The following is a 22030-nucleotide window of genomic DNA, read 5'->3' as shown; positions in this document are numbered from 1 at the left end:
AGCGACGCTCATTTCATTCAATCGATCCATTGCCCGCTCGCTCAGAACAAATAATCACCAACAACGTTCGAATGATGCACGCCTTGCGCAAAAAGACGGCAAAGTAGCGCAAATGCCTTAGACCAAGATGTTGAAGCGTCATTCGCCAACGCCTCACCGCACGGAATTTATGAAACTCCTTTTTTTCATCCATCACTAGAATTTTATATAAGCACCGATTCCATCCAAAGAACAGCATATTGATCAACATAAATTTAACAGAATAATCAATCAGAATTACACCAACATCACAGTTACATAATCTACAAATAACTAACACAAGCAATGAATTTGCTACATAATAGCCAGCAACTAGGAGTTATGTTCTAAAGACAACATCAATCGCAGGAAGCCATATGATAACCGCCCAAGCCCACATTGATCTCAACGCGCTCCAACACAACTATCGTCGCTTGAAAGCATTAAGCGGTTCGCAACAAGTGGTGGCGGTCATCAAAGGTGACGCGTATGGCCATGGTGCCGTGCAACTGGCCAGCGCGCTGCCAGATGCTGATCGCTTTGCCGTGTCACGTTTAGAAGAAGCAGAAGAACTGCGCCTAGCGGGCATCACTCAACCTATTTTGTTGTTGGAAGGCTGCTTTTGCGCAGACGATTTGAAACGCGCCGCCGAGCTCAAACTCGACACCACCATTCATTGTGAAGAACAGCTACACGATCTCGAAACCAGCACGCTGGTACACCCAATTCATGTATGGCTGAAAGTCGATACGGGCATGCACCGTTTGGGCGTGCAGCCCTTTCAAGTGCCCGAATATGTATCGCGCATCGAACGTACGCGCAAGCTGAGCGAAAAGTTAGGGTTCATCAGCCACTTTAGCTGCGCTGATGATATCAACCATCCGACCACGCAGCGCCAATTGGCCTGTTTCAATCAAGCGACTGCGCAATACGATGGTCCGAAAACTATCGCAAACTCTGCTGGCATTTTGTTTTGGCCAGAATCGCAATTCGACGTTGCCCGTGCGGGCATTGCCCTGTTTGGGATCTCACCCAGTGCCGAACACACGGGCCGCGATCACGCGCTGGTGCCTGTCATGACACTCAATACCCGGTTGATTGCCGTGCGCAAACATCAGGCCAGTCGCCCAGTGGGCTATGGCGAAACTTGGCACGCGCAACAAGATACCCACATCGGTGTGATTGCGATGGGGTATGGCGACGGTTACCCACGCAGCGCACCAAGTGGTACGCCGGTCTTTGTCAATGGCCGGCTGGTGCCTATTGTCGGGCGTGTCTCTATGGATATGATCACCGTCGACCTAGGTCCAGATGCAACCGATCAAGTAGGAGATGTGGTGGAGATGTGGGGGAAAAACCTGCCCATTGAAACCATCGCGAACCACGTTGGCACCATTCCTTACGAGCTAACCATCAAGCTGACACCGCGCGTCCACCGCCATTATCACCAAGCGCACGGCGTGGTGATCGACATGACGCAAGCGTTGTCAAAACGCGAAACACCGCCCGCCCGTATGTTGAATCAGAAAGGTTCGTTGTAGCGAGGCGATCTGTCCCAATTCACTCATCGTCCCATAAGCATCATCGCCAACGAAGCATGCTCACCCCATGAAAGCCGCTGCCCAGCGGCTTTCGTTCATTTGGGAGCTTTCGTTCATTTTGGGGAAGAGGTTACATCTGAACCCACACTTGAGGAAACGTCTCGCTACTGGTTTGAATGTTCAAGCTGACCAGCGATTCGTTCTCGGTTTCCAGCGTCACCAGATTCACATGCCCTGCTGCAGCGCATTGATCATCCGTCAGTTGCATCTCCACCAGGCCATTGACCTCAGTCGTCGCGGTCAGACTGCCGAAGCTTTCACAACTTGCGCCACTGACGGTAAGTGCGCCGCTGTCATCGATGTTCATTTGCAGCAGTGCGTCGTTGTAACGCGCCTGATAAGTACCGGTAAAGCTGGCAATATCAACGCTCTCAGCAAAGACCAGAGACAACGTCGTTTCACCATTGCTGTTGGTACACACCAGCGCAGCGGCGCTCATTTCGCAGCTTAACCCCACCGCAGAAAATACCAGCAGACCTTCACTGCTGCTACCCACATACGAAGCTTGATGCTCACGTTCATCCCACAGCGTCAGTAACGTCGTAGAATTCTGCACCACAATCTGCGCTGAGAGCGGCACCGTGTCATCACGCCACACCACACTTTCATACGTTCCCACTTGTATGGTGTCGTCGGTGGGTTTACACCCCCACAAGGCAAACACACAGCACAGTGCCATCATCCATTGTTGCTGTTTCATCACCACTTCCCTATTCCAAGCCAATCAAGCGCTGGCTAACCAACGCGACTTTGCCGCGCGCCGCCTGCACGTTGCCATCAATGGTACTGATGGTGATGTAACCTTCGTTAACCGCGATACCTTCAGAATCTTCACTGGTGTCACCAGCGTCACCGGTGGTGAAAGTCAGCCCTTGCTTACCAGATAAGGCGCTCGTTGCCGCCGCTTGCGCTTCTTCTGAAGTCATGCCGCCCGCAATCAGGCTCTGCATGGTGTAATACAGGGCAGTAGAATCGGTAGACAAATCATCACTGAATTTAAGCAGCGCACCGCCGCCGTTCCAGCCCACATCGGTAAACTTGTAGCCCATGGTGCTGTTCATCTCTTCCGGGGTATTGACGTTCAACCCAGTGTAAGCAGGCAATAGCGGTTGGCCCGAAGGTTGATTGGCCACCAATTGCGCGACAATCTTAACCACCACGTTCGCCACCAGTTGTGATTGCTCTGCGTCTGACGCGGTATTGGAATTGGCACTAACCGCAATAGCCGGAATGCCACGGCTGAGTGAAATCATCGCCGCACCGAGCGTGCCGGAGTTGTTGTTCATATAACCAAGGTTGTTCCCTTCATTCGGCCCCGAAATCACCAGATCTGGATCCTGTCCCCACACGGCCTGCGCGGCGACATCAATCCCGTAGATCGCCGCCATCACTGGCGTTCCTTCTGCGAAACTGGAAAACGCCACCGAGGTATCGGTGTCACCGACACAATATTCCTGATCCGCCGACTGGGTCTCATCAACCGACACGGGTTTGAGGAACGTCATCGCGCCGCCTTTGCCACTTTGTCCGGTACAAGGCGCCGACATAATCACATCGTGACCCGCCGCTTCGAGCGTACTTTTCATCACCTGAATGTTGGTGGTCTCCCAACTGTCGTCATTCGTCAGCAGAATATTGAGCGCAAAAGATGGGTTAGAAAGCGTCAGGGCGCCACACGCTGCCATCGCCAGGCAGACTTTTGAGAATTGCTTCATGATTGATCCATTTTTTCACTGTGTTGTCTTCCGCTCAAACGCCGTGTTCGAGCGGTCTGGACGTTACTTTTGCGAAAAAACATGACGCTTCGGTTACAACTTTTTAGTGGTTCAAGACAGAGATATCTTTAAAATATTTCCAATAAATTTCAAATAGTTAAAAATCTTCGACAGCAATATTAATCCGATTTGGAGATATCTTTAAACGGTAGCAGGACTGTGCGTTTTGATCTTTGCGGCCATTTTCAAAACCGCAAGCTTCCGTAAGCGTCTCCCCAACCACACCCAGCAGCGCTTCTTTGATTTTATTACGGTTCTGATCGAGGGTTTTGGCTCGCAAACCATGTTGTTTAAGCTCGCTGATCGCGCGGCCATGACCACCAAATTGCTCCATCAACGCAATCAAACTTTGCGCACTGCGCACATCCGGACGGTTAGCAGGCGGATTGCTTACCCAACCATCATCGCTCTCGCACTTGCGGCGCTGCGCGTACCACAACCAGTAAATTGCCGGCGTAACCGACAAAGGGATCATCAACGCATTCAGGCGCACTTGGAGTTGACCGTCATGAGTGATGAACTTGAGCGCCAACGGCTGCGAGGCTTGATTGAGCTGTTCAACCGCGTCTTCAATATTGTAGGAAGACTGACGGCTTGCGAGCACCGCCAGCAAATAATTGCCATCAGGTTCAGCGCTCGGCGCCGAGCCGCGAAAGTGCTGCAACGCTTGCTTCCAGAGCTTGGTATCGACACCTTGCTGAGACAACTGATGCAGCAAACGCTGATCGCTCGGCCTGAGAGGTTGCGGCCGCCAACGCATCAATAGAGAAGTCAGCCCCGCCGCCAACAGCGCAAGACAGCCCCATGGCAGCCACTGCACATCGCACTGCATGGCAAGGCGCAGCGCCCCACCCTGCGATGGCAGCTGAAGCGTAATCGGGAATCGCAGCCCGTTTGTTGCCGAGTTTGAAGACTCGAACCCGCACGTTGCCAGCACTTGCAACGGGTTGTGCCATTGCAGATGGCTCAGTACCTCTTGGCTTCGCAGCGCAAACAGCGCTTGGGTTTCAGCCTGCTCGCCCAATTCGGCGCTGTCTTGCCAAATCTGGTTACGGGCCGACTGGATCGGCCCATCGATGACCCGTTGCAGGCGAGCCTGAGTCAGCACTGCACTGAACAATAGAGACAAAAGCAAATAACACACAATCAAACCGAGCAGTTGAGCCATCTGCATTCGGTGGAAAAAAGGAATCGTCATCATGAGGAAAAAGCAGCCAATACGTGGTGAAGATGAGACTTCAATTGGTGGAGCACAGGTTCATCGCGCAGTGAGCGAGAGACATACCAGCCACCAGCGGAAATGCCCTGTGCGATCGTCGTTTGATAAAACGTATCGCCCTGATACAGCGGGCTATAATTGGTATCCGGAATGACATCAACCTCACCCTTCGTGAGCGCAGAAAGCATCGCCTGACGCGACGGATAACGGGTGACACGGGCAGCATGAATATCAATAGACAGTTGCGCCAGCACTTGGACCGGCAACTGATAGCCAGAGCGACTGAAGGTATCACTGAGCAGACCGATACGATGCGTCGCAAGAAATTGCGGTGTGATGGGCTCGCGGGCAAACCACAGCGCATCATATTGAGGCATGCGTAGCAGGATCTCGTAGTAACGCTGATAGTCTGGGCTCAATCCAGCCAGATGATAATCGCGCCCCCACATCACATCAAAATCCTGCTGATAGATCATGCGTGGCGTTAGTTCACCACGTGGCAACCACTGCACGGTCACATCACGAAAGCGGTGATTGAGCATAGGATCACTGCACAGCGTTGACAGCAGCGGTCTTGCCATGAAGTGCGCCGGGATCAATATGGTTAAATTGGGCAGCGCTGGGTCGGCGCGTTGTTCGGTGTGCACCGCGGAACAGGATAGCTGATTAAAAGCCAGAGTTTGGGGCATGGTGAATGTTGGTGCTTGCAACCAAGCCATCAGCCCGACACACAAAAGCAAGCTCACGAGGGTGTAACAGCGCGGCGCAGCGGGATGGTGCCAGAGCCGCGTCATGACGTCATTCATAACGGCGATACGTTCCTTCTTTTTGTGAAGAAATTACGCCAAGCTTATGAAATTAATATGACAATCCTCGATAATTTGTAGACGTTCACCGCAAATAGAGGCATGTTCTGCGATTATTTCTTCGCCGACATTTTGCGTCGCACCTGCCCCGGGGTTTCACCAAAAAAACGGCGAAACGCGTGGGTTAATGCACTTTGGCTGGAAAAGCCCACTTTTTCGGCAATTTCGATCAACGGAAGGCGCGTGTCCTGCAGCATCTGACGGGCACGCTTCATGCGCGCGGTAAATAGGTATTGCCCCGGAGTCATGCCTGCCGCTTCACGAAACAGTTCATGGAAGTGCCCGGCGCTGACGTTACTGACCGACGCCAAGCGCGACGTGGGCAACGCTTCATCAATGTGCTGTTGAATGTATTCATCAATCGCCACTAAATCGAGACGACCACGATGGAGGTAATTGACGTCCTGCTGATTGAACATGCGTTGATGCAAACTAGAAAGAAAGGTGGTGGTGATCCCTTCCGCGGCTTCGGGATAGGAATCCCAGACATCTTTCTCACGGTACATGTACGCTAATAAATAGCGCAGGCCGGAATCGATATCAAAATATTGCGCGGAATCGAACAGGCGTTCGAGTTTCACGCCAACGTGTTCGGTTGGAATGTCGAGAATAATGTGGCTGTTGTCGCCGATCCCTTCGTAAAAGTGCTCATCGCCTCCGGGAACCAAGCAACCGTGGAACGGGTCAACCTGGCCACCCCGCCCCTGAACTTCAAACGCTGCGCCACCACGATACGCAATCACAATTTGATGGTAATCGTGGTCATGATGAAGGCAACTGTTCTGTAGTGCTTGCGTCCGTATGCGAATAGCCATGATGAGCGTGGAGACATGTCCGACCAGGTTAAATAAGAATAATTCTCTTATAACAAAAATCTCACTTAAAAGACAAGTAATATTTCAGAAGCGTTTCAAATGTTAAACAAGTGCTGCAATTTGCGCAAAAACTCAGGAGTTTTAAACAAGAATCCAACATTCCGAGCTGCTTAAATGGAACAAGCGTAGGGAAACAATGCGCTGAGACCGCTTTTAATCAGGAAGAAAAAGAACAATGACAGCAACAATCACCTTTATTGGTGCGGGAAATATGGCCAGCGCAATTGTCGGCGGCTTGGTCAGTCAAGGATACCCAGCCGACCACATCACCGCGACATCCCCCGACACGGCCATGCTTGACGCCGTCAACACCCGTTTCGGCATTCAAGTCACCAGCGATAACTGTGCAGCCATCCAGCAAGCCGATATCGTGGTGTTGGCCGTAAAACCACAAATTCTGCGCATGGTGTGCGACGAACTTCGCCCAACCCTTGACGCTCGAGACGTGCCGCCGTTGGTGCTGTCTATCGCGGCAGGGATTCCACTTGACTCCCTGCAATCATGGTTAGGTGAGCAAGTACCGGTGGTTCGCGCCATGCCAAACACCCCTGCCATGATTGGTTGCGGCGCGACCGCATTAAAAGCCAATGCGTTGGTGAGCGATGCGCAGTGCGCGCAAATTGAGCAACTGCTGTCGAGCACCGGCATTGTCGAATGGCTTTCCGATGAAGATTTAATGGACGCGGCCACCGCCGTCGCGGGCAGCGCACCTGCATATTTTTTCCTCTTTTTCAAAGCGATGGAAGATGCCGCCGTGAAGCAAGGCCTGCCTCGTTCCACCGCGCGTAAACTGGCACTGCAAACCGGCCTTGGCGCTGCATCCATGGCATTAACCGGTGAGGATGAACCGGAACAATTGATGCGTAATGTGATGTCGCCACAAGGCTCAACGGAGCGTGCTATCGCCTCTTTCGAAGCTGCAGGGCTTCGTGACATCGTTGCACAAGCCATGCAGGACTGTGCCGATCGCGCCCGAGAGATGCAATCGCTCTTTGGCGAAAAATAAAAGAAATAGTTCACAGAATAGTATTCCAATAACCGACGTACCCGACACCGTCGGCAGGCAGCATGCTTTCCCCCACTTGCAGTGGCGTTGTATACGAGTGGGGAGATGCGGCCCCAATGCCGCAACCTTCGGTAACCGAGGTAAAACAACAACCCGTAAAAGGACTAAGTAAAGATGAAAGGAAATCTTCGTAAAATCATGAAGACCGCGGCGCTGGCTGCGTGCGTTTCACTGGCGACGTCAGCTGCGTACGCCGATGAATGGCGTATGGCAACACCGTGGTCAGGTGGCCCTTGGCTAGAACGTGATGCCAAGTTCTTCGCCGATAACGTGAGCGAGCTGACCCACGGCGACATCACGGTGAAAGTCTTCCCTGGCGGTACTCTGGGTAGCGCGCTGAAAGTGACAGACACCGTGAAATCTGGCGTCGCAACCGTCAGCCACAACTACATCAACTACGACTACGGTAAAGATCCAACGACAGCGCTGCTGGCGGGTCACTCGAGCGGCCTGACGCCAGAAGAGTTCATGTTGTGGATGTACAAAGGCGGCGGTATCGAGCTATACGAACAGTACCGTAAAGAGAAATTTGGTGTGGTCGCTTTCCCTTGTTCCATTCTTGGCACCGAAATTTTCCTTCACTCCAACAAACCCGTTCGCACCCTGGAAGACTTCAAAGGTCTGCGCATTCGTACCTCTGGTGCATGGGCAGAGATCGCCTCTCGCCTAGGCGCATCGACCGTGGTGATGGCGGGCAGCGATATCTACTCGGCACTAGAACGCGGCGTGATTGACGCAGCCGAATGGGGCAGCCCAGAGATGAACCGTCCAACGGGTTTCCAAGAAGTGGCGAAATACGTGATCCTGCCAGGGATTCACCAATCAGGTGGCGTCCTGGAGTGTCAGGTCAACCAAAAAGCGTGGGATAAACTGCCCGCTGAAGAACAAGACTTGATTCGTCAGGCAGCAAAACTGTCTATGTTCGATTCATGGTTATCTGCGTCTTACGCCGACCTTGATGCGTACAAAGAACTGGTGAACGGCAGCAACGAAATCGTTCGTCTTGATCCAAAATTCATTAGCCAAATTCTGGAAGAGACCAAGAAATGGGAAAATGATCATGCAGCCGATAATGCATGGTTCAAGCGCGTGCTGACCTCTCAACGTGAGTTCAAAGAGCAGATCAAACTGTGGCCTGAATACCGTATGCAAATCGGTGTGACCGAAAGTTAATCTCCTCTGCCACAGCCGCCGCAAGGCGGCTGTCTGGTCTCTTTTTCGATCGTAATTAGGTTAACACTATGAAGTTGATTACCAGTATCGAGGCCATTACCCGCTTTGCCGGGCTGATTGCCGCTCTGTTGGTATTGCCGCTGATCGGTGCGCTCGTCACTGAAGTCTTCAGCCGCTATATCTTTGATTCTCCGACCCTGTGGGCGTTTGAAATCAGTTACATGGTCATGGGCGCAATCTTTATGCTCGGCCTTGCCAATGCATTGCGCCTTGGCCAGCACGTCAGTGTCGATGTGGTGACACTGAAGCTCAAACCTCGCGCCACTGCAACCATTCGCAGCCTGTGCTATTTGATGTTTTTACCCATCGTGAGCTGGATCAGCTTGGAGCTGTACCACTACTTCTACGAAGCCTTTGACAGTGGCGAACGTTCCGGCCGTTCTGCGTGGAACCCGGTGATGTGGCCTGTGTATGGCGTTTGGTTTATTGGTCTGGCTGTTCTCAGCCTGCAAGTGTTGGCGGAACTGCTGAAGTCCGCACGCATTGCGCTGGGCCACGAGGTAAATGTATGAGTGATTATTTATCCCTGTTGATGTTCCCGCTGCTAATTCTGTTTATCTTTGCGGGTTTTCAGGTCGCGTTTTCCATGATTTTGGTGGCCACCATTTTCGGCCTGATGCAGTTCGGCGACGTAACGGCATATCAGCTATTGAGCAAAATTGAAGAAACCGCCACCAACTCAATTCTCGCCGCCGTTCCCCTGTTCATTTTTATGGGTGCGATGCTGGAAAAATCCGGCATTGCCGAACGGCTATTTAAAGCCATCCACATGTGGACGCACGGCATGCCCGGCGGCCTTGGGGTTGGTGCAATTCTGCTGGGCACCATTTTCGCGGCGGCAAGCGGCGTGGTAGGTGCAACCGAAGCCGTGATTGGCATGCTGGCTATCCCCATCATGATGAAACACGCTTACGACAAACGTTTGTTGTCCGGCGTGATCTGTGCCAGTGGCTCACTGGGTACCGCGATCCCCCCCTCCATTACCGTAATTGTACTTGGCCCTGTCGCGGGCGTATCCGTCGGTCAGCTATTTAGTGGCCTGCTGCTTCCCGGCTTGATGATGGCCACGCTGTTTATCCTTTACGTGGTGATGTTGTCATGGCTGAAACCCACCGTGGCGCCGCGTCAGGTGGAAGATGGCGAAGGCTACAGCCTCAAAGACCGACTGGTGGCGACGTTCACTGCGCTGCTGCCCGCTGCGATTCTCATTTTCGCTGTACTGGGCACCATTTTGATGGGCCTTGCCACGCCAACTGAAGCTGCTGCGTGCGGCGCACTCGGATCGATTCTGCTGGCCGCCAGCTACCGTAACCTGACGGTTAAAGTCATGTGGAACTCGCTGATGAGCACCGTCAACATCTCAGCGATGATCTTGCTGATTGTACTTGGCGGGAATATGTTCGCAGGCGTGTTCTTCGCCGCAGGGGGTATGGCAACCGTACAATCGGTTCTGCTTGGCACTGGCCTCGAAGCTTGGGCGATTTTGGCACTGATCCTCATCATCGCGTTCCTCGCCGGATTTGTACTCGACATGATGTCAGTGGTGCTCATCGTGATTCCTGTCGCCATGCCTGTGGTACGCTTGCTTGGGTTTGACGAAGTGTGGTTCTGTGTGGCGTTCCTCGTGGTTCTGCAAACCAGTTACCTGACACCGCCGCTGGCGCCCTCGATTTTCTATCTGCGCGCCATCACGCCACCGGACATCTCTCTGCGTCACATGTACGCAGGCGTGGTGCCGTTTATCGTGATTCAGCTTCTGGTGCTCACCGCAGTTCTCGCCTTCCCCGCGACCGCGCTGTGGCTACCGGATGTGATGGGCGGCCCTGCGTGGGAATAAGATGTCTCGCGTAGAAATCGCGTTCTCCCTGACTGGCGGCTCTGGCTGCCAGTCGTTCTAACTCTGTGAGGTTTTATGAAGTTTCTCTCAGCCGACGTTGTCGCTCGCCATTTGCCGTGGACAACACTCATCGACAAACTGGATGATACGTTTCGCATGGGGGTCAATGCCCCAGCGCGCCACCATCACACCATTGAACGTCCCGACGGCGAAGCCACCATGTTGCTGATGCCCGCGTGGGAGCAGCAGGGGTACATCGGCATGAAAATGCTCAACGTGTTTCCCCAAAACTCATCGGTGGGCTTACCGGCCATTACCGGTTTGTATCTGTTATCGGAAGGCCAACATGGTCAAACGCTGGCGTGCATTGCTGGCAATGAGCTGACACGCCGCCGCACCGCCGCCGCATCGGCATTGGCGGCGCGTTATCTGGCGAAAGCGGATGCAGAAACTTTATTGATCGTCGGCACCGGCCAAGTTGCGCCAATGCTCATCGAAGCGCACGCGGCTGTGCGCCCGATTCAACGCGTGCTGGTCTGGGGGCGTAATCCTGACAAAGTGAAAGCAATGGTTGATGAGTATCAGGGTTATCAAGGCGCCGCGACCACCATCACGCAGATTGAGGCCGTCAGCGATCTGGCCAGCGCCTGCGCACAGGCTGACATCATCAGTTGCGCGACGCTCTCCAAAGAACCGATCGTAAAGGGTGAATGGTTAAAACCGGGCTGCCACCTAGATTTAGTTGGCGCCTTTCGTAAAGACATGCGCGAATGTGATGGCGACGCCGTATCGCGCAGTCAGGTGTTTGTCGATACCTGGGCGGGTGCCAAAGGCGAAGCTGGCGATCTGCATCAGGCGATGGCTGAAGGCCATTTCTCGATGGAAGACATTCACGGTGATTTGGAACAGCTCACTCGCCAAGAGGTCTTTGGTCGCCGTTCCGATGACGAGATAACCCTCTTTAAATCCGTCGGCGCGTCACTGGAAGATCTCGCCGCCGCCATCGTATTGTGGGAAGACTTACCGCAAGACTGATTTTCCTTCCGTCCCTTTCCTCACATGCGCTGACGTACGTGTTTGTTGTGGCACTTTTGGTTTAGGTTCGGTTCGCACTCACCGAACCTGAACACCTTGGTTTAGTAAACTTTTGTGCCCGACGGCACATTTGTATACCATACCCACCTCCGTATGGTACCTAGACCAAGAGACAACTTATGGACAACAGAAAAAACAGGTATCGTCAGGCGCATCGTGAGGCTTTTTTAGCCATTGCGCTGGCAGTGGGCTATTTCATCTGGTGGTATGTATCCGCCTACGGGTTTTCGGCGCCGCCGCAAGACACCAGCATGCCAGAACTCTATTTCGGCATGCCGCTTTGGTTCCTGCTTTCATGTGTGATTGGCCCAATCGTCTTCACGGTGCTGTGCGCAGTGATGGTGAAAGTGTTTTATCGCGATATTCCCTTAGATGTAAATCCTGACGAATCCAATGAATAGTCAACTTCTTATCCCTTTAGTTATTTACCTGATTGGCGTCTTTGCGGTCGCATTTTTTACGCGCCGCCACTATGCCAATGGCAGTTTTCTCAGCGAATACTTTGTGGGCGGCCGCAGCATGGGCGGATTTGTGCTGGCGATGACGCTTGCCGCAACCTATGCCAGTGCCAGCAGCTTTATTGGCGGCCCCGGAGCGGCATACAAAATGGGCTTGGGATGGGTGTTACTGGCGATGATCCAGTTACCGGCAACCTGGCTGACACTGGGCGTACTGGGCAAAAAGTTTGCAATAGAAGCACGCAGACACAACGCGCTGACCCTCAATGACATTTTGTATGCACGCTTTAAAAGTCGCTCAGTGGTCATTTTGGCCTCACTGTCGTTACTATTAGCTTTCTTCGGCACCATGGTCGTGCAGTTTGTTGGCGGCGCGCGCTTGCTGCAAACCGTGACAGGCTTACCCTACGAACAAGGCTTGTTGTTGTTTGCCTGCACCGTCGGTTTATACACCACCATTGGCGGATTTCGCGCCGTGGTGCTCACTGACACCATTCAGGGCATCATGATGCTCATCGGCACCATCATTTTGTTGGTTGGTGTGGTGCACGCCGGGGGGAGCATCGGCGAACTCATCACCAGCTTGCATGCGATCGATCCTGCGTTGGTGACGCCGTATGGCCCCGATCAATTCCTCAGCCAGCCGTTTATTCTCAGCTTCTGGGTATTGGTCTGTTTTGGTGTGATTGGTCTGCCACATGCGGCGGTGCGCTGCATGTCGTACAAAGACAGTCCGTCGCTACACAAAGGCATGGTGATCAGCACCATCATGATGGCGCTGCTGATGTTCGGCACTCATATGGCGGGCGCATTGGGGCGCGCGCTTGTGCCGGATGTGGGCAGCCCAGATCAGATCATGCCGACGTTGATGATGACTGTCTTACCCCCCATGGTCGCAGGCATCTTCCTTGCAGGCCCAATGGCGGCGATCATGTCGACCATTGACTCGCAGTTGATTCAGGCGTCTGCAACCTTACTCAAAGATCTTTACATCAACTACATCAATCCACAGGTGGTGAAAGAAGATCACGCCGAGCGCAAACTCAGCCGCATGTCGCTCTGGATCACCGGTATTTTTGCGTTGCTCGTGTTTTTTGCAGCAACCAACCCGCCGGACATGATTGTGTGGTTAAACCTGATTGCATTGGGTGGCTTGCAAGCGGTATTCCTGTGGCCACTAGTGCTCGGTTTGTATTGGGAAAAAGCGTCGGCCGCCGGCGCGTTGTGTTCCATGGTGGCCGGGCTTGCGGTTTACATCGGCCTGATGCTGATGAAACCGAATCTGGGCGGCGTGCACCCCATCGTACCCACGCTGGTGGTGGGTTTGTTGGCATTTATTGCGGGCAGTGTGCTGAAACCAAGACCACAACCGGATGCCATGCCATCCTAAACTCCCCCTTGAGAAGAGCGGCCACCAGCCGCTCTTTTTTATTGAAGCGCCCAGACAAATCGTTGCAAACGGATTGCCTTTACGGCGCGCGCTCCATAAGCTTGCTGTCTGGCGATGAAAACCGTCAGTGATGAAACCGATCAATGATGAAAACAGTCAGTGATAAAAACAGGCAGCGATGAACGCTGTTCGTGACGAAAACAATCAGGATAAACAATGGATAGGCTGCAATGCGATCGCATGTTTGTTGCGGTCATGGAACTCGGTAGTTTTGCCAAAGCGGCTGAACGTTTGGCGATCAGCAGCGGTCAGGCATCCAAGTTAATTTCACGCTTAGAGCAAGACTTGGGCGTGCAACTGGTCAAACGCTCCACCCGCTCACTGGCCGCCACAGAAGTCGGTCAAGCGTATTACGAGCGCATCAAACGCGTGTTGGACGATCTCGATGCGCTCGACGACGCCATTCGCAATGCCTCGCGCTTGCCTTCGGGTCGGCTGCGTATATCTGCGCCAGTGACCTTTGGCCAAAGCCAACTGGCACCGAGCCTGATTGATTTTTCTAAACAATTTCCCGACATCACGCTTGATGTCAAATTCTCCGATCGCAGCGTGAACGTGGTAGACGAAGGCTTTGATTTGGCGCTGCGCATCGGCAAGTTGGACGACAGCAGCCTGATTGCACGTAAGCTGTGCGACGTGCGCGTCATCACGCTCGCATCCCCTCATTACCTGAGCCAACACGGCACACCCACGCACATTCGCGATTTAGCGCAGCATCACTGTATTATCGACACCAACTTTCGCGATCCCTACCATTGGCCCTATCTCAACGAGCAAGGTCATGTGCACGATTTTGCCGTGAATGGTCGGCTCAAATTTTCCAATGCCGAAGTGTGTTTGAAAGCGGCCTGTGCCGACCTCGGCATCACGCGTCTGCCAACATTTGTTGCGGCCCAAGCGCTCAAAGAGCAACAACTGGTCGCCATCTTGCAGCAATACGAAGTGCCGCCGCTCGGCCTGTATGCGCTCTACCCGCCTGCCAAACATCTCGCTCAGTCATCCCGAGCCTTCATCGATTTTCTGGTTAACCGTTTTGCCAACGGCGCAGATTGGGAATAACCAGCGACGTATGCACCATTTCTTCCATATTGGAAGGAAATAACTTCACTATCGCCATCTAATCATTCATTTGGAAGTAAGCTACAGTCTCTACATCGCAAAGAAAACAGATTTGAGGTGAAACATGTTGGTGAATGGTCAATGGACAAAAGAGTGGCATCCAGTACAAGCGACAGATAAAAAAGGCGGTTTTGTGCGCCAAACATCCAGTTTTCGTGATTGGGTGGTTGCCCCGGAATCGTTAGCTGCAGGCGAAAGCGCCCAGTTTATCGCCGAACCCGGTCGCTATCACCTTTACGTGGCCTTGATTTGTCCTTGGGCATCACGCACTTTAATCGCTCGCAAACTTAAAGGGCTGGAAGACGTCGTGAGCGTTTCTGTGGTTGAACCGCAACTGCTCGACGAAGGCTGGCATTTTGGCGATTACCCGGGTGCCGACCGCGACGAACTGAACGGTTTTGAGTGGATGCACCAACTCTATACCCATGCCGATCCACACTTTACCGGCCGTGCAACCGTGCCTGTGCTGTGGGACAAGAAAACGCGCACCATCGTCAACAACGAATCCGCCGACATCGTACGCATGTTCAACAGCGGCTTCGGAGAACTGGCTAACCCAAATGTTGACCTTTATCCGTCTGCGTTGCGTGAAGAGATTGACGCCCTGAATGCGGAGATCTATCCAAAGCTCAATAACGGCGTGTACCGCGCAGGCTTTGCGACCACCCAAGAGAGCTATGAAGAAGCGTTCCACGATGTTTTTGGCATGCTCGATCAATTGGAACATCGTCTGAGCGACGGGCGCGATTACCTTTCTGGTCAACACGTTACGGAAGCGGATATTCGTCTGTTCGTCACGTTAATTCGTTTTGACCCTGCGTATCATGGCATTTTCAAATGTAACTTACGCCAGTTGCGTGACTACCCGTTCTTAAACGCGTATGTCAAACGCCTGCTGGATTTGCCGGGCGTGCGCAGCACTGTCAGCCTCGACCACATCAAACAAGGCTACTATTCCATTAAAGCGCTCAACCCAAATGGCATTGTGCCGGTGGGCCCGGACATGTCAGCGTATGGTTTGTAAGGTCCACGTGGCAACGTAAGTCAGTAAGGTGAGTCAGTAAGGTGAGTCAGTAAGGAATGAACATGACAAAGAAAATTGTAATTCTGCTGCATGGTGTTGGCAGCTCCGGTAGCGATCTTGAACGCTTGGGGGATTACTGGGCGCCATCGATGCCGGGCGTGATGTTTCTGTCGCCGAATGCACCTTTTCCGTTTGATCACGGTGGCGGCTATCAATGGTTCAGCTTGGATGGCATCAACGAAATTAACCGCCCAAGCCGCGTGCAAGATGCCCGTGTCGCCCTAGATAAAACGTTAAATGATTTGCTGCTGCAACACGGTGGCTCTTGGCAAACCGACGAGATCATTCTGGTCGGATTCTCTCAAGGCACCATCATGTCGATGGATGTATTGGCCAGCAGTCGCCTGCCGGTTCGCGCCATTGTCGGCTTCTCCGGTCGTTTGTCCTCGCCGCAACCCTACGACATCGACCGCGACGTGCCGGTGCTGCTGATCCACGGGCAAGGCGATCCGGTGATCCCGTATTCAGAAACGGAGAAAGCCGCCGCCACACTGGAAGCCGCCGGCGTTGAAGTCAGCACGTTCTTGGAACCCGGTATTCCACACACGATTTCTCAAGCAGGCGCCGATAAAGCGGCAGCATTTATTCGCCAACAGTTTGGCTTTGCCTGATCATCGCCAGCACTTAAAAACAGAACGGGCCTGAAATCATCAGGCCCGTCGTTTATCGTGACACGCTCGCTATCGTTAACTCAGGCTAGCAAGTCGCGCCGCAAAGCCCATAAAGAACATCCCCAATAAACCGTTCCCCAGTTGTGCCAGTCGCTTATTATTCTTAAACATCTGCGTCAGCGATGTGCCCAAGAAGATCAGCGCACTCAAGTAGGCAATACTGAAAATCTCCAGAATCACGGCCAGAATGAGGTATGAAATCCACGTGTGATCATAGGTGTAATCGATAAACTGGATGAAAAACGACACGTAGAACAGAATCGCTTTCGGATTGGTCAGGCTTAACGATAAGGATTTCGCAAACACGTGTTCGCTTTTCTTCGGACGCTCCACGCCCGATTCATCCTCACCGTCTTTACGTAGCAAAGAGTGCAGGATCTTCAAGCCGAGATACAACAAATACGCCGCACCCAAATAACGAATCACGGTAAACAACACGGGGGAAGTTTGAATTAAAGACGCCACGCCAAGGTATGACAATAAAATGAGCACTGCATCGCCAATTAATACGCCCGATGCCGCTTTATAACCCGCTTTGACGCCAAACGAAGAGCTTGATTTCAGGACATATAAAGAGTTCGGCCCCGGCGCAAGAATAATCATCGTTAATCCCACCATATAGGTCCAAATATTAATGACGCCAAAACTCTCTAACATGCTATCCCTCGCATTACCGCAGCAAATTCTACAACTGAAAGATCGTGTATAACGCAAATACTCAATGAAGTCGAGTACAAGAAATAACCACGAAACAATTAACCAATAGCGTAGACAAATACACTACCAGTGATGCCTTAATCGGTCATAAAACCTTGCCCAATCCCCCATTCTAGCTCACCCGTTATCGACTAGCTGATGCCCTCTCACACATACGCTCCGCTCACTGATCGGCATCTTGCCCCCGTTTATGGCACGCCGGTTTTCAGGAACAGGACAACAGACTGACGGAGATTTCACGTAAGTTAATTACACTTTATTGCCAATGATTGGCCGATTTTTCTTCTTTTTGTTGGAAACTTACGCAATTTTATTGATCTGAATCATTTCGAGGAGTAAAGTGTGACCGAAATCTCATTTAGTTATGTCGATTAAGGTGACGTTATGTACGATAAAAAACAATCTTGGTCTATCAACCTTCGCGAGTTATTCGGCATGCTGGCAATGTTCTCCGCGACCTCTTTGGTCGTTCTGATGCTCAGCCTGACCTGGGTTAATTTCTAAATTCAGGAATAACGCGCAAAGAAAAGGCACTGCTCTGCAGTGCCTTTTTCGTTTCAGGAGATCGAGGTCTCTTAGTTGATGGTTTGAATCTGCTCCAGCAATGGCACCAAATCGGGATTGTCTTTCTTGAACTTGTCGTATACCGGTTGCACTGCCGCTTGGAACTTCGCGATATCGCTCTCCACAAACGTCACGTTGTGATTGGTTAAATCCTGCGTCGCTTTCTCGACGTATTTCGCCCAGTTCTCTTCCTGAACTTTCACCGTCTCTTTCGCGGCATGGCGCACGGCTTCACGCTGCGCCTCGGTCAGTGAATCCCACACGCTGGTTGAAACCACCAGCACGTCCGGCACCATGGTGTGGTTGTCGCGCGAGAACACATTCTTCACTTCATAGTGACGTGATGAGTAGTAGGACGGCACGTTGTTCTCTGCCCCATCCACCACGCCTTGTTGCATCGCAGAATATAGCTCGCCGTATGGCAGTGGCACCGGCGTGCCACCGAGCGCTTTGATGGTATCGATAGACAGCGCCGAGTTCTGCACGCGAATCTTCATCCCTTTCAAATCATCTGGCGTTTTGATGGGTTTGCTGGTGTAGAAACTGCGCGAGCCCGCATCCAAGAAAGCCAGCCCAATGAAACCGGCATTGCGTGACGAGGCCAGAATCTCCTCACCAATCGGGCCGTTGAGCACCGCATCGTATTGTGCGCGGTCTTTATATAGATAAGGCAGCGACAGCAGTTTATAGTCCGGCGCAAAGGTGTTCAGCGTCGCCGCGCTGGCTTTCGTGAACGCCACTGTGCCGTTTTGTACCATCTGCAAGCCTTCAGATTCATCACCCAACGTGCCATTTGGGTACACTTTCACACGTACATTGGCCTCTTTCTTCACCGCTTTCGCAAAATACTCCAGCGATTGGTGAACCGGGTGCTCGGTTGGCAGCGCATGCGACAGTTTCAGAGTGGCAGCATACACGTTGCTCCCCAGCAGGGTTGATACCGTGCACGCCAAAAGAAGTTTGTTCATCGTTTTCATTTCACAGTCCTATGTTATTGGTTTTAATAGTTATATCCAGCCAGATGCGGCAACCATAAAGAAAGAGAAGGGATCAACGTCACAATCGCTAACGTGATGATCATGATCAGGAACAGCGGAATCATCTTCGGCACCACTTGCCCTAATTTCGTGTCGTACACACTACAGCCGACGAACAGCGCCGTGCCAACTGGCGGTGTGCAGATCCCGATACACAGGTTGAACACCATGATGATGCCAAAGTGAATCGGGTCGATGCCCATCTGCGTTGCGATAGGCAGGAAGATCGGCGTGAAAATCAGAACCGCCGGCGTCATGTCCATAAAGGTGCCGATGATGAGCAGAATGATGTTCATCAGCAAAATGATCATGATTGGGTTTTCCGATGCTTCTAAAATGAAGTCGGAAATAAAGGTGGGAATGTCGGCGTTCGCCATTGACCAGGACATCGCAGACGAAGTGGCCACCATCAGCAGAACGATAGACGTCGTCACCACGCTGTCGACCAAAATCGGAAAGATGTCACCGGTTTTCAGCTCTTTATAAGCAAAGCCAAGCAGTAAGCTGTACACCACCGCAATCGCCGAGGCTTCCGTCGCGGTAAACACCCCCGCCAGAATCCCGCCCATGATGATCACCACCAGGCCAAGGCTTGGCAGCGCATCCAAAATGACCTTACTGGCTTTTTCGTTGAACTCGTATTTTTCGCGCGGAATGTTGTATTTCGAACCAAGCAAGAAAATACCCACCATGATGCCAAGCCCCATCAAAATGCCGGGCAAGTAACCGGCAATAAAGAGGTACTGCACCGAGGTCGAGCTGACCAACGCATACAAAATCAAAATGTTGGATGGCGGGATCAAAAGCCCTGCCGGGCACGATGACACGTTCACCGCGGTGGAAAAATCGGCAGGATATTTGTGCTTGTCTTGCAGGGGACGCATGATGCCGCCGACCGCGGCTGCCGATGCGGTCGCAGAACCCGACAATGCACCAAACATCATGTTGGCAATCACGTTCACGTGCGACAGTGCGCCCGGCAGTCGCCCACCAAACAACATCGCGAAGTTGATTAAACGACTAGCGAGCCCGCCTCGGTTCATTAAGTTACCGGCGACAATAAAGAACGGCAGCGCCAACAAACCAAAGTTGTTCAACCCGTTCGCCAGTTTTTGGGAAATTAAGATGGCGGTTTTATCGAGTGGGAAATCGACAAATACCGTGAGAAAAGCAGCCAGTCCGATCGAGAAGGCGATGGGCACGCCCAAGATCAGTAATACGGCCAATGTTCCGAACAAAACGATCACCGGGAAAATATCGTAAAACATATCCGACGCGTTCATCAGGAATTCTTGTGAAAATAACAAATCCGTTAATGTCATGATGTCTGTTCCTAACGCGAGACTTTATACGCGGTGGTCGCTGCGAGTTTGAGTCAGAAAATAAATCGATCTGAAAATATCCAGAACACCAAAATAGGTAATCAACACGCCAGAAATTGGCACCACCAAATAGACATAGCCAATTAACAGATGATGACCGCCAATCACAATGCCCGGCGAAATTTGCCCGTTTGCGATGGTCGAACTCACCAATAAATAGCCGCCGTAAATAAAGGCCACGGTTGAGAGCATCCAATGACGAAGCCATTGCCCTCATTGCGAAGATTCGCGATCAACTTGAGAGATAAAAAAAGGATTTTAATTGCGACTGAATTACGCCATTGAGCCGGTTGCGGAAAACAGCCTGCTGATTCGTTTTGAGCATCAAGCGCATGCCGCGTTGTCCGTCACCATCGGAGAAATCGCCAAACGAATTCGTCTGACACTGGGGGATTACGTGATGAACGTGACGCCCTCCTACACCACCATTCTGATTGATTACTTGCCCTACCGTATCGCGCCAAGTTCATTCGTGAAACGGGTGATTCAGTGCGTCGAAAAAGCCAGCCTTACGGATGCGCAACCTTCGGCGCCGGTGGAACTGCCCGTATATTATCACCCAGAGGTTGGCCCGGATTTGGCGCTGTATCAGCAGCAAGGGTTAAGCGTCGACGACGTGATTGCCCTACACACCCGCCCAACGTATACCGTGTGCGCCATCGGATTTGCGCCGGGATTTGCATTTATGACCGATGTGGCCGAGCCATTACGCCGCCCACGCCATGCGACGCCAAGGCTTTCGCTGCCCGCCGGTAGCGTCGCCATTGCCGAGCAGCAAACAGCCGTCTACCCGAACGCTTCACCGGGCGGATGGAATGTCATCGGCAACTGTCCACTGCCACTGTTCACGCCCAACCACTCACCTATGCTGCCTTGGGAAATCGGCAGCCAAGTGACATTCCGCGCCATTGCGCGTGATGAGTTTTTAGCACTCGGCGGCATCATTGCGCCAGCACAGTTTCAAGCGGGAGGTGAACGATGAACGCCTGCATTCACGTGATCAAGCCCGGGCAACTGAGTTTGATTCATGATTTCGGCCGTTTTGGCCTCAGCCATTTGGGCATCTCGCAATCAGGGCCAGTGGATGATTATGCCTACAGTTGGGCGAACCATTTATTGGGTAACCCGGTAAACGCGCCCACTTTAGAAATCACCTTAGGCCAAGCCGAATTTGAGATTCAACACCCGTGTCAATTGGCCCTCACTGGCGGGGATTTGGCCGCAACCCTCGATGGCGAACCGTTGACGAACTGGTGTACATTTCGCGCGCAAAAAGGGCAACGCCTGAAGTTTGCCCTGCCGCGCAATGGCCTGCGTGCTTATTTGGCGGTGCGCGGTGGCTTCTTGGTTGAACAACATCTGGGCAGTGTATCGACGGTGAAAAAAGAGACTTTGGGCGGTCTGCATCGCGACGGGCGTGCCCTATTGGCCGGTGATGCACTCTATTTCGACTCGCATCCGTTGGACAATAAGCCGCTGCAAATGACGTTTCGTCTCAAACCGGATTACAACTTGCCGCTGCGGTTACGGGTCATTGAAGGCTATCAGAATGACTGGTTTGACAAAGAGAGTTTGCACACCTTTTTTACACGCACTTACACCGTCAGTCAGCACGCCGACCGCATGGGCTATCGCTTGACGGGCCCAGAAGTGCCTCCGCCCACCGAACCGATCTTGTCTGAGGGAATTGCGCTGGGTGCGATTCAAATTCCTCCCGACGGACAACCCATCGTGCTATTAAATGATCGCCAAACCCTCGGCGGCTACCCGAAAATAGGCTGCGTGGCGAAAATCGATCTGCCGCGATTGGCGCAAGCCAAACCCGGGCAAAGCGTGCGCTTTGTGAAAGGAGATTTAGAAGGTCTGCAAGATGTGTGGTGCCAATGGGCGCGCTTCTTTGGTTACTGATCGGCTCACGGTGACTGGCGACCCAGTGACAGCGACATCGGCATGACATCGACAA

Annotated in this window: 22 protein-coding genes; 13 read left to right on the top strand and 9 right to left on the bottom strand. The window is 52.5% G+C overall.

What is annotated here, in order from left to right:
* Positions 1–395 precede the first annotated feature (395 nt).
* Positions 396–1559, top strand: coding sequence for an alanine racemase (alr, locus tag ACS18Q_RS16910; protein WP_441258035.1), 1164 nt, complete (start codon positions 396–398; stop codon positions 1557–1559).
* 130 nt (positions 1560–1689) lie between these two features.
* Here alr and ACS18Q_RS16905 read toward each other — a convergent pair whose 3' ends face one another.
* The 5 genes from ACS18Q_RS16905 to ACS18Q_RS16885 all read right to left on the bottom strand — a co-directional run bounded on the left by ACS18Q_RS16905 (position 1690) and on the right by ACS18Q_RS16885 (position 6294).
* Positions 1690–2319 carry a hypothetical protein gene (locus ACS18Q_RS16905; protein ID WP_441258034.1) on the bottom strand — a complete coding sequence of 210 codons (630 nt, stop codon included), beginning with the start codon at positions 2317–2319 and terminating at the stop codon, positions 1690–1692.
* Between the two features lie 10 nt (positions 2320–2329).
* Positions 2330–3334, bottom strand: coding sequence for a 5'/3'-nucleotidase SurE (locus ACS18Q_RS16900; RefSeq protein WP_143679402.1), 1005 nt, complete (start codon positions 3332–3334; stop codon positions 2330–2332).
* 157 nt (positions 3335–3491) lie between these two features.
* Complete coding sequence (locus ACS18Q_RS16895) at positions 3492–4562, bottom strand: hypothetical protein (protein ID WP_441258033.1); 1071 nt, start codon at positions 4560–4562, stop codon at positions 3492–3494.
* A gap of 29 nt (positions 4563–4591) precedes the next feature.
* Positions 4592–5419, bottom strand: a complete 828-nt coding sequence (locus tag ACS18Q_RS16890; protein ID WP_441258032.1) for a hypothetical protein — start codon at positions 5417–5419, stop codon at positions 4592–4594.
* Between the two features lie 113 nt (positions 5420–5532).
* Positions 5533–6294: an AraC family transcriptional regulator gene (locus tag ACS18Q_RS16885; RefSeq protein ID WP_232281731.1), complete on the bottom strand. Its 762-nt coding sequence runs from the start codon at positions 6292–6294 to the stop codon at positions 5533–5535.
* Between the two features lie 235 nt (positions 6295–6529).
* Here ACS18Q_RS16885 and proC point away from each other — a divergent pair, with 235 nt between their 5' ends.
* The 10 genes from proC (at position 6530) to ACS18Q_RS16835 (ending at position 16307) form a co-directional block, all read left to right on the top strand.
* Complete coding sequence (proC, locus tag ACS18Q_RS16880) at positions 6530–7360, top strand: pyrroline-5-carboxylate reductase (RefSeq protein ID WP_238771035.1); 831 nt, start codon at positions 6530–6532, stop codon at positions 7358–7360.
* A 174-nt stretch (positions 7361–7534) separates the two neighbouring features.
* A complete protein-coding gene (gene dctP / locus ACS18Q_RS16875; protein WP_143679405.1) occupies positions 7535–8593 on the top strand; it encodes a TRAP transporter substrate-binding protein DctP in 1059 nt (352 codons plus the stop codon).
* Between the two features lie 68 nt (positions 8594–8661).
* Entirely contained in the window at positions 8662–9165 is a 504-nt protein-coding gene (locus tag ACS18Q_RS16870; protein WP_004727904.1) for a TRAP transporter small permease subunit, read from the top strand.
* Positions 9162–10490, top strand: coding sequence for a TRAP transporter large permease (locus ACS18Q_RS16865; RefSeq protein WP_172562896.1), 1329 nt, complete (start codon positions 9162–9164; stop codon positions 10488–10490). Before ACS18Q_RS16870 ends, ACS18Q_RS16865 begins: the two co-directional genes overlap by 4 nt.
* A 75-nt stretch (positions 10491–10565) precedes the next feature.
* The gene (locus ACS18Q_RS16860) at positions 10566–11525 is read left to right on the top strand and encodes an ornithine cyclodeaminase family protein (protein ID WP_441258031.1); all 960 of its coding nucleotides are present in this window, start codon (positions 10566–10568) and stop codon (positions 11523–11525) included.
* Positions 11526–11704: 179 nt separating this feature from the next.
* Positions 11705–11986, top strand: a complete 282-nt coding sequence (locus ACS18Q_RS16855; protein WP_004727901.1) for a YhdT family protein — start codon at positions 11705–11707, stop codon at positions 11984–11986.
* Positions 11979–13433 (top strand): sodium/pantothenate symporter, encoded by a 1455-nt coding sequence (gene panF, locus ACS18Q_RS16850; RefSeq protein ID WP_441258030.1) that lies wholly within the window; start codon positions 11979–11981, stop codon positions 13431–13433. Before ACS18Q_RS16855 ends, panF begins: the two co-directional genes overlap by 8 nt.
* A gap of 216 nt (positions 13434–13649) precedes the next feature.
* Positions 13650–14552: a LysR family transcriptional regulator gene (locus ACS18Q_RS16845; RefSeq protein ID WP_055465158.1), complete on the top strand. Its 903-nt coding sequence runs from the start codon at positions 13650–13652 to the stop codon at positions 14550–14552.
* Between the two features lie 124 nt (positions 14553–14676).
* Positions 14677–15636, top strand: coding sequence for a glutathione S-transferase family protein (locus ACS18Q_RS16840; protein ID WP_158108742.1), 960 nt, complete (start codon positions 14677–14679; stop codon positions 15634–15636).
* Positions 15637–15698: 62 nt separating this feature from the next.
* Positions 15699–16307, top strand: a complete 609-nt coding sequence (locus tag ACS18Q_RS16835) for an alpha/beta hydrolase (protein WP_441258029.1) — start codon at positions 15699–15701, stop codon at positions 16305–16307.
* Positions 16308–16382: 75 nt separating this feature from the next.
* Here ACS18Q_RS16835 and leuE read toward each other — a convergent pair whose 3' ends face one another.
* The 4 genes from leuE to ACS18Q_RS16815 form a co-directional block, all read right to left on the bottom strand.
* Entirely contained in the window at positions 16383–17024 is a 642-nt protein-coding gene (gene leuE / locus ACS18Q_RS16830; protein ID WP_041943353.1) for a leucine efflux protein LeuE, read from the bottom strand.
* 635 nt (positions 17025–17659) lie between these two features.
* Positions 17660–18616 carry a TRAP transporter substrate-binding protein gene (locus ACS18Q_RS16825; protein WP_232281729.1) on the bottom strand — a complete coding sequence of 319 codons (957 nt, stop codon included), beginning with the start codon at positions 18614–18616 and terminating at the stop codon, positions 17660–17662.
* 32 nt (positions 18617–18648) lie between these two features.
* Positions 18649–19953, bottom strand: coding sequence for a TRAP transporter large permease (locus ACS18Q_RS16820; RefSeq protein ID WP_038152347.1), 1305 nt, complete (start codon positions 19951–19953; stop codon positions 18649–18651).
* A 78-nt stretch (positions 19954–20031) separates the two neighbouring features.
* Positions 20032–20259, bottom strand: coding sequence for a hypothetical protein (locus tag ACS18Q_RS16815; protein ID WP_441258028.1), 228 nt, complete (start codon positions 20257–20259; stop codon positions 20032–20034).
* A 70-nt stretch (positions 20260–20329) separates the two neighbouring features.
* Here ACS18Q_RS16815 and ACS18Q_RS16810 point away from each other — a divergent pair, with 70 nt between their 5' ends.
* Both ACS18Q_RS16810 and ACS18Q_RS16805 read left to right on the top strand, forming a co-directional pair.
* A complete protein-coding gene (locus tag ACS18Q_RS16810; protein ID WP_441258027.1) occupies positions 20330–21049 on the top strand; it encodes a 5-oxoprolinase subunit B family protein in 720 nt (239 codons plus the stop codon).
* Positions 21046–21975 (top strand): biotin-dependent carboxyltransferase family protein, encoded by a 930-nt coding sequence (locus ACS18Q_RS16805; RefSeq protein ID WP_004727793.1) that lies wholly within the window; start codon positions 21046–21048, stop codon positions 21973–21975. The genes ACS18Q_RS16810 and ACS18Q_RS16805 overlap by 4 nt, the downstream gene beginning before the upstream one ends.
* Positions 21976–22030 lie beyond the last annotated feature (55 nt).

This window comes from Vibrio sp. Vf1514, assembly GCF_052076135.1.
Taxonomy (GTDB): Bacteria; Pseudomonadota; Gammaproteobacteria; order Enterobacterales; family Vibrionaceae; genus Vibrio; species Vibrio furnissii.
The sequence above is the reverse complement of the archived record's forward strand: the minus strand, read 5'-3'. Positions and strand labels throughout refer to the sequence as shown.

Excerpts from the sequence above, each read along its gene's own strand:
- ACS18Q_RS16885 (WP_232281731.1), bottom strand. The coding sequence starts at position 6,294 with ATGGCTATTCGCATACGGACGCAAGCACTACAGAACAGTTGCCTTCAT.
- ACS18Q_RS16895 (WP_441258033.1), bottom strand. The coding sequence starts at position 4,562 with ATGGCTCAACTGCTCGGTTTGATTGTGTGTTATTTGCTTTTGTCTCTA.
- ACS18Q_RS16890 (WP_441258032.1), bottom strand. The coding sequence starts at position 5,419 with ATGAATGACGTCATGACGCGGCTCTGGCACCATCCCGCTGCGCCGCGC.
- panF (WP_441258030.1), top strand. The coding sequence starts at position 11,979 with ATGAATAGTCAACTTCTTATCCCTTTAGTTATTTACCTGATTGGCGTC.
- ACS18Q_RS16840 (WP_158108742.1), top strand. The coding sequence starts at position 14,677 with ATGTTGGTGAATGGTCAATGGACAAAAGAGTGGCATCCAGTACAAGCG.
- ACS18Q_RS16825 (WP_232281729.1), bottom strand. The coding sequence starts at position 18,616 with ATGAACAAACTTCTTTTGGCGTGCACGGTATCAACCCTGCTGGGGAGC.
- ACS18Q_RS16835 (WP_441258029.1), top strand. The coding sequence starts at position 15,699 with ATGACAAAGAAAATTGTAATTCTGCTGCATGGTGTTGGCAGCTCCGGT.
- ACS18Q_RS16900 (WP_143679402.1), bottom strand. The coding sequence starts at position 3,334 with ATGAAGCAATTCTCAAAAGTCTGCCTGGCGATGGCAGCGTGTGGCGCC.
- ACS18Q_RS16805 (WP_004727793.1), top strand. The coding sequence starts at position 21,046 with ATGAACGCCTGCATTCACGTGATCAAGCCCGGGCAACTGAGTTTGATT.
- ACS18Q_RS16905 (WP_441258034.1), bottom strand. The coding sequence starts at position 2,319 with ATGAAACAGCAACAATGGATGATGGCACTGTGCTGTGTGTTTGCCTTG.
- proC (WP_238771035.1), top strand. The coding sequence starts at position 6,530 with ATGACAGCAACAATCACCTTTATTGGTGCGGGAAATATGGCCAGCGCA.
- ACS18Q_RS16815 (WP_441258028.1), bottom strand. The coding sequence starts at position 20,259 with ATGCTCTCAACCGTGGCCTTTATTTACGGCGGCTATTTATTGGTGAGT.
- ACS18Q_RS16820 (WP_038152347.1), bottom strand. The coding sequence starts at position 19,953 with ATGTTTTACGATATTTTCCCGGTGATCGTTTTGTTCGGAACATTGGCC.
- ACS18Q_RS16855 (WP_004727901.1), top strand. The coding sequence starts at position 11,705 with ATGGACAACAGAAAAAACAGGTATCGTCAGGCGCATCGTGAGGCTTTT.
- dctP (WP_143679405.1), top strand. The coding sequence starts at position 7,535 with ATGAAAGGAAATCTTCGTAAAATCATGAAGACCGCGGCGCTGGCTGCG.
- ACS18Q_RS16865 (WP_172562896.1), top strand. The coding sequence starts at position 9,162 with ATGAGTGATTATTTATCCCTGTTGATGTTCCCGCTGCTAATTCTGTTT.
- ACS18Q_RS16860 (WP_441258031.1), top strand. The coding sequence starts at position 10,566 with ATGAAGTTTCTCTCAGCCGACGTTGTCGCTCGCCATTTGCCGTGGACA.
- alr (WP_441258035.1), top strand. The coding sequence starts at position 396 with ATGATAACCGCCCAAGCCCACATTGATCTCAACGCGCTCCAACACAAC.
- ACS18Q_RS16870 (WP_004727904.1), top strand. The coding sequence starts at position 8,662 with ATGAAGTTGATTACCAGTATCGAGGCCATTACCCGCTTTGCCGGGCTG.
- ACS18Q_RS16845 (WP_055465158.1), top strand. The coding sequence starts at position 13,650 with ATGGATAGGCTGCAATGCGATCGCATGTTTGTTGCGGTCATGGAACTC.
- leuE (WP_041943353.1), bottom strand. The coding sequence starts at position 17,024 with ATGTTAGAGAGTTTTGGCGTCATTAATATTTGGACCTATATGGTGGGA.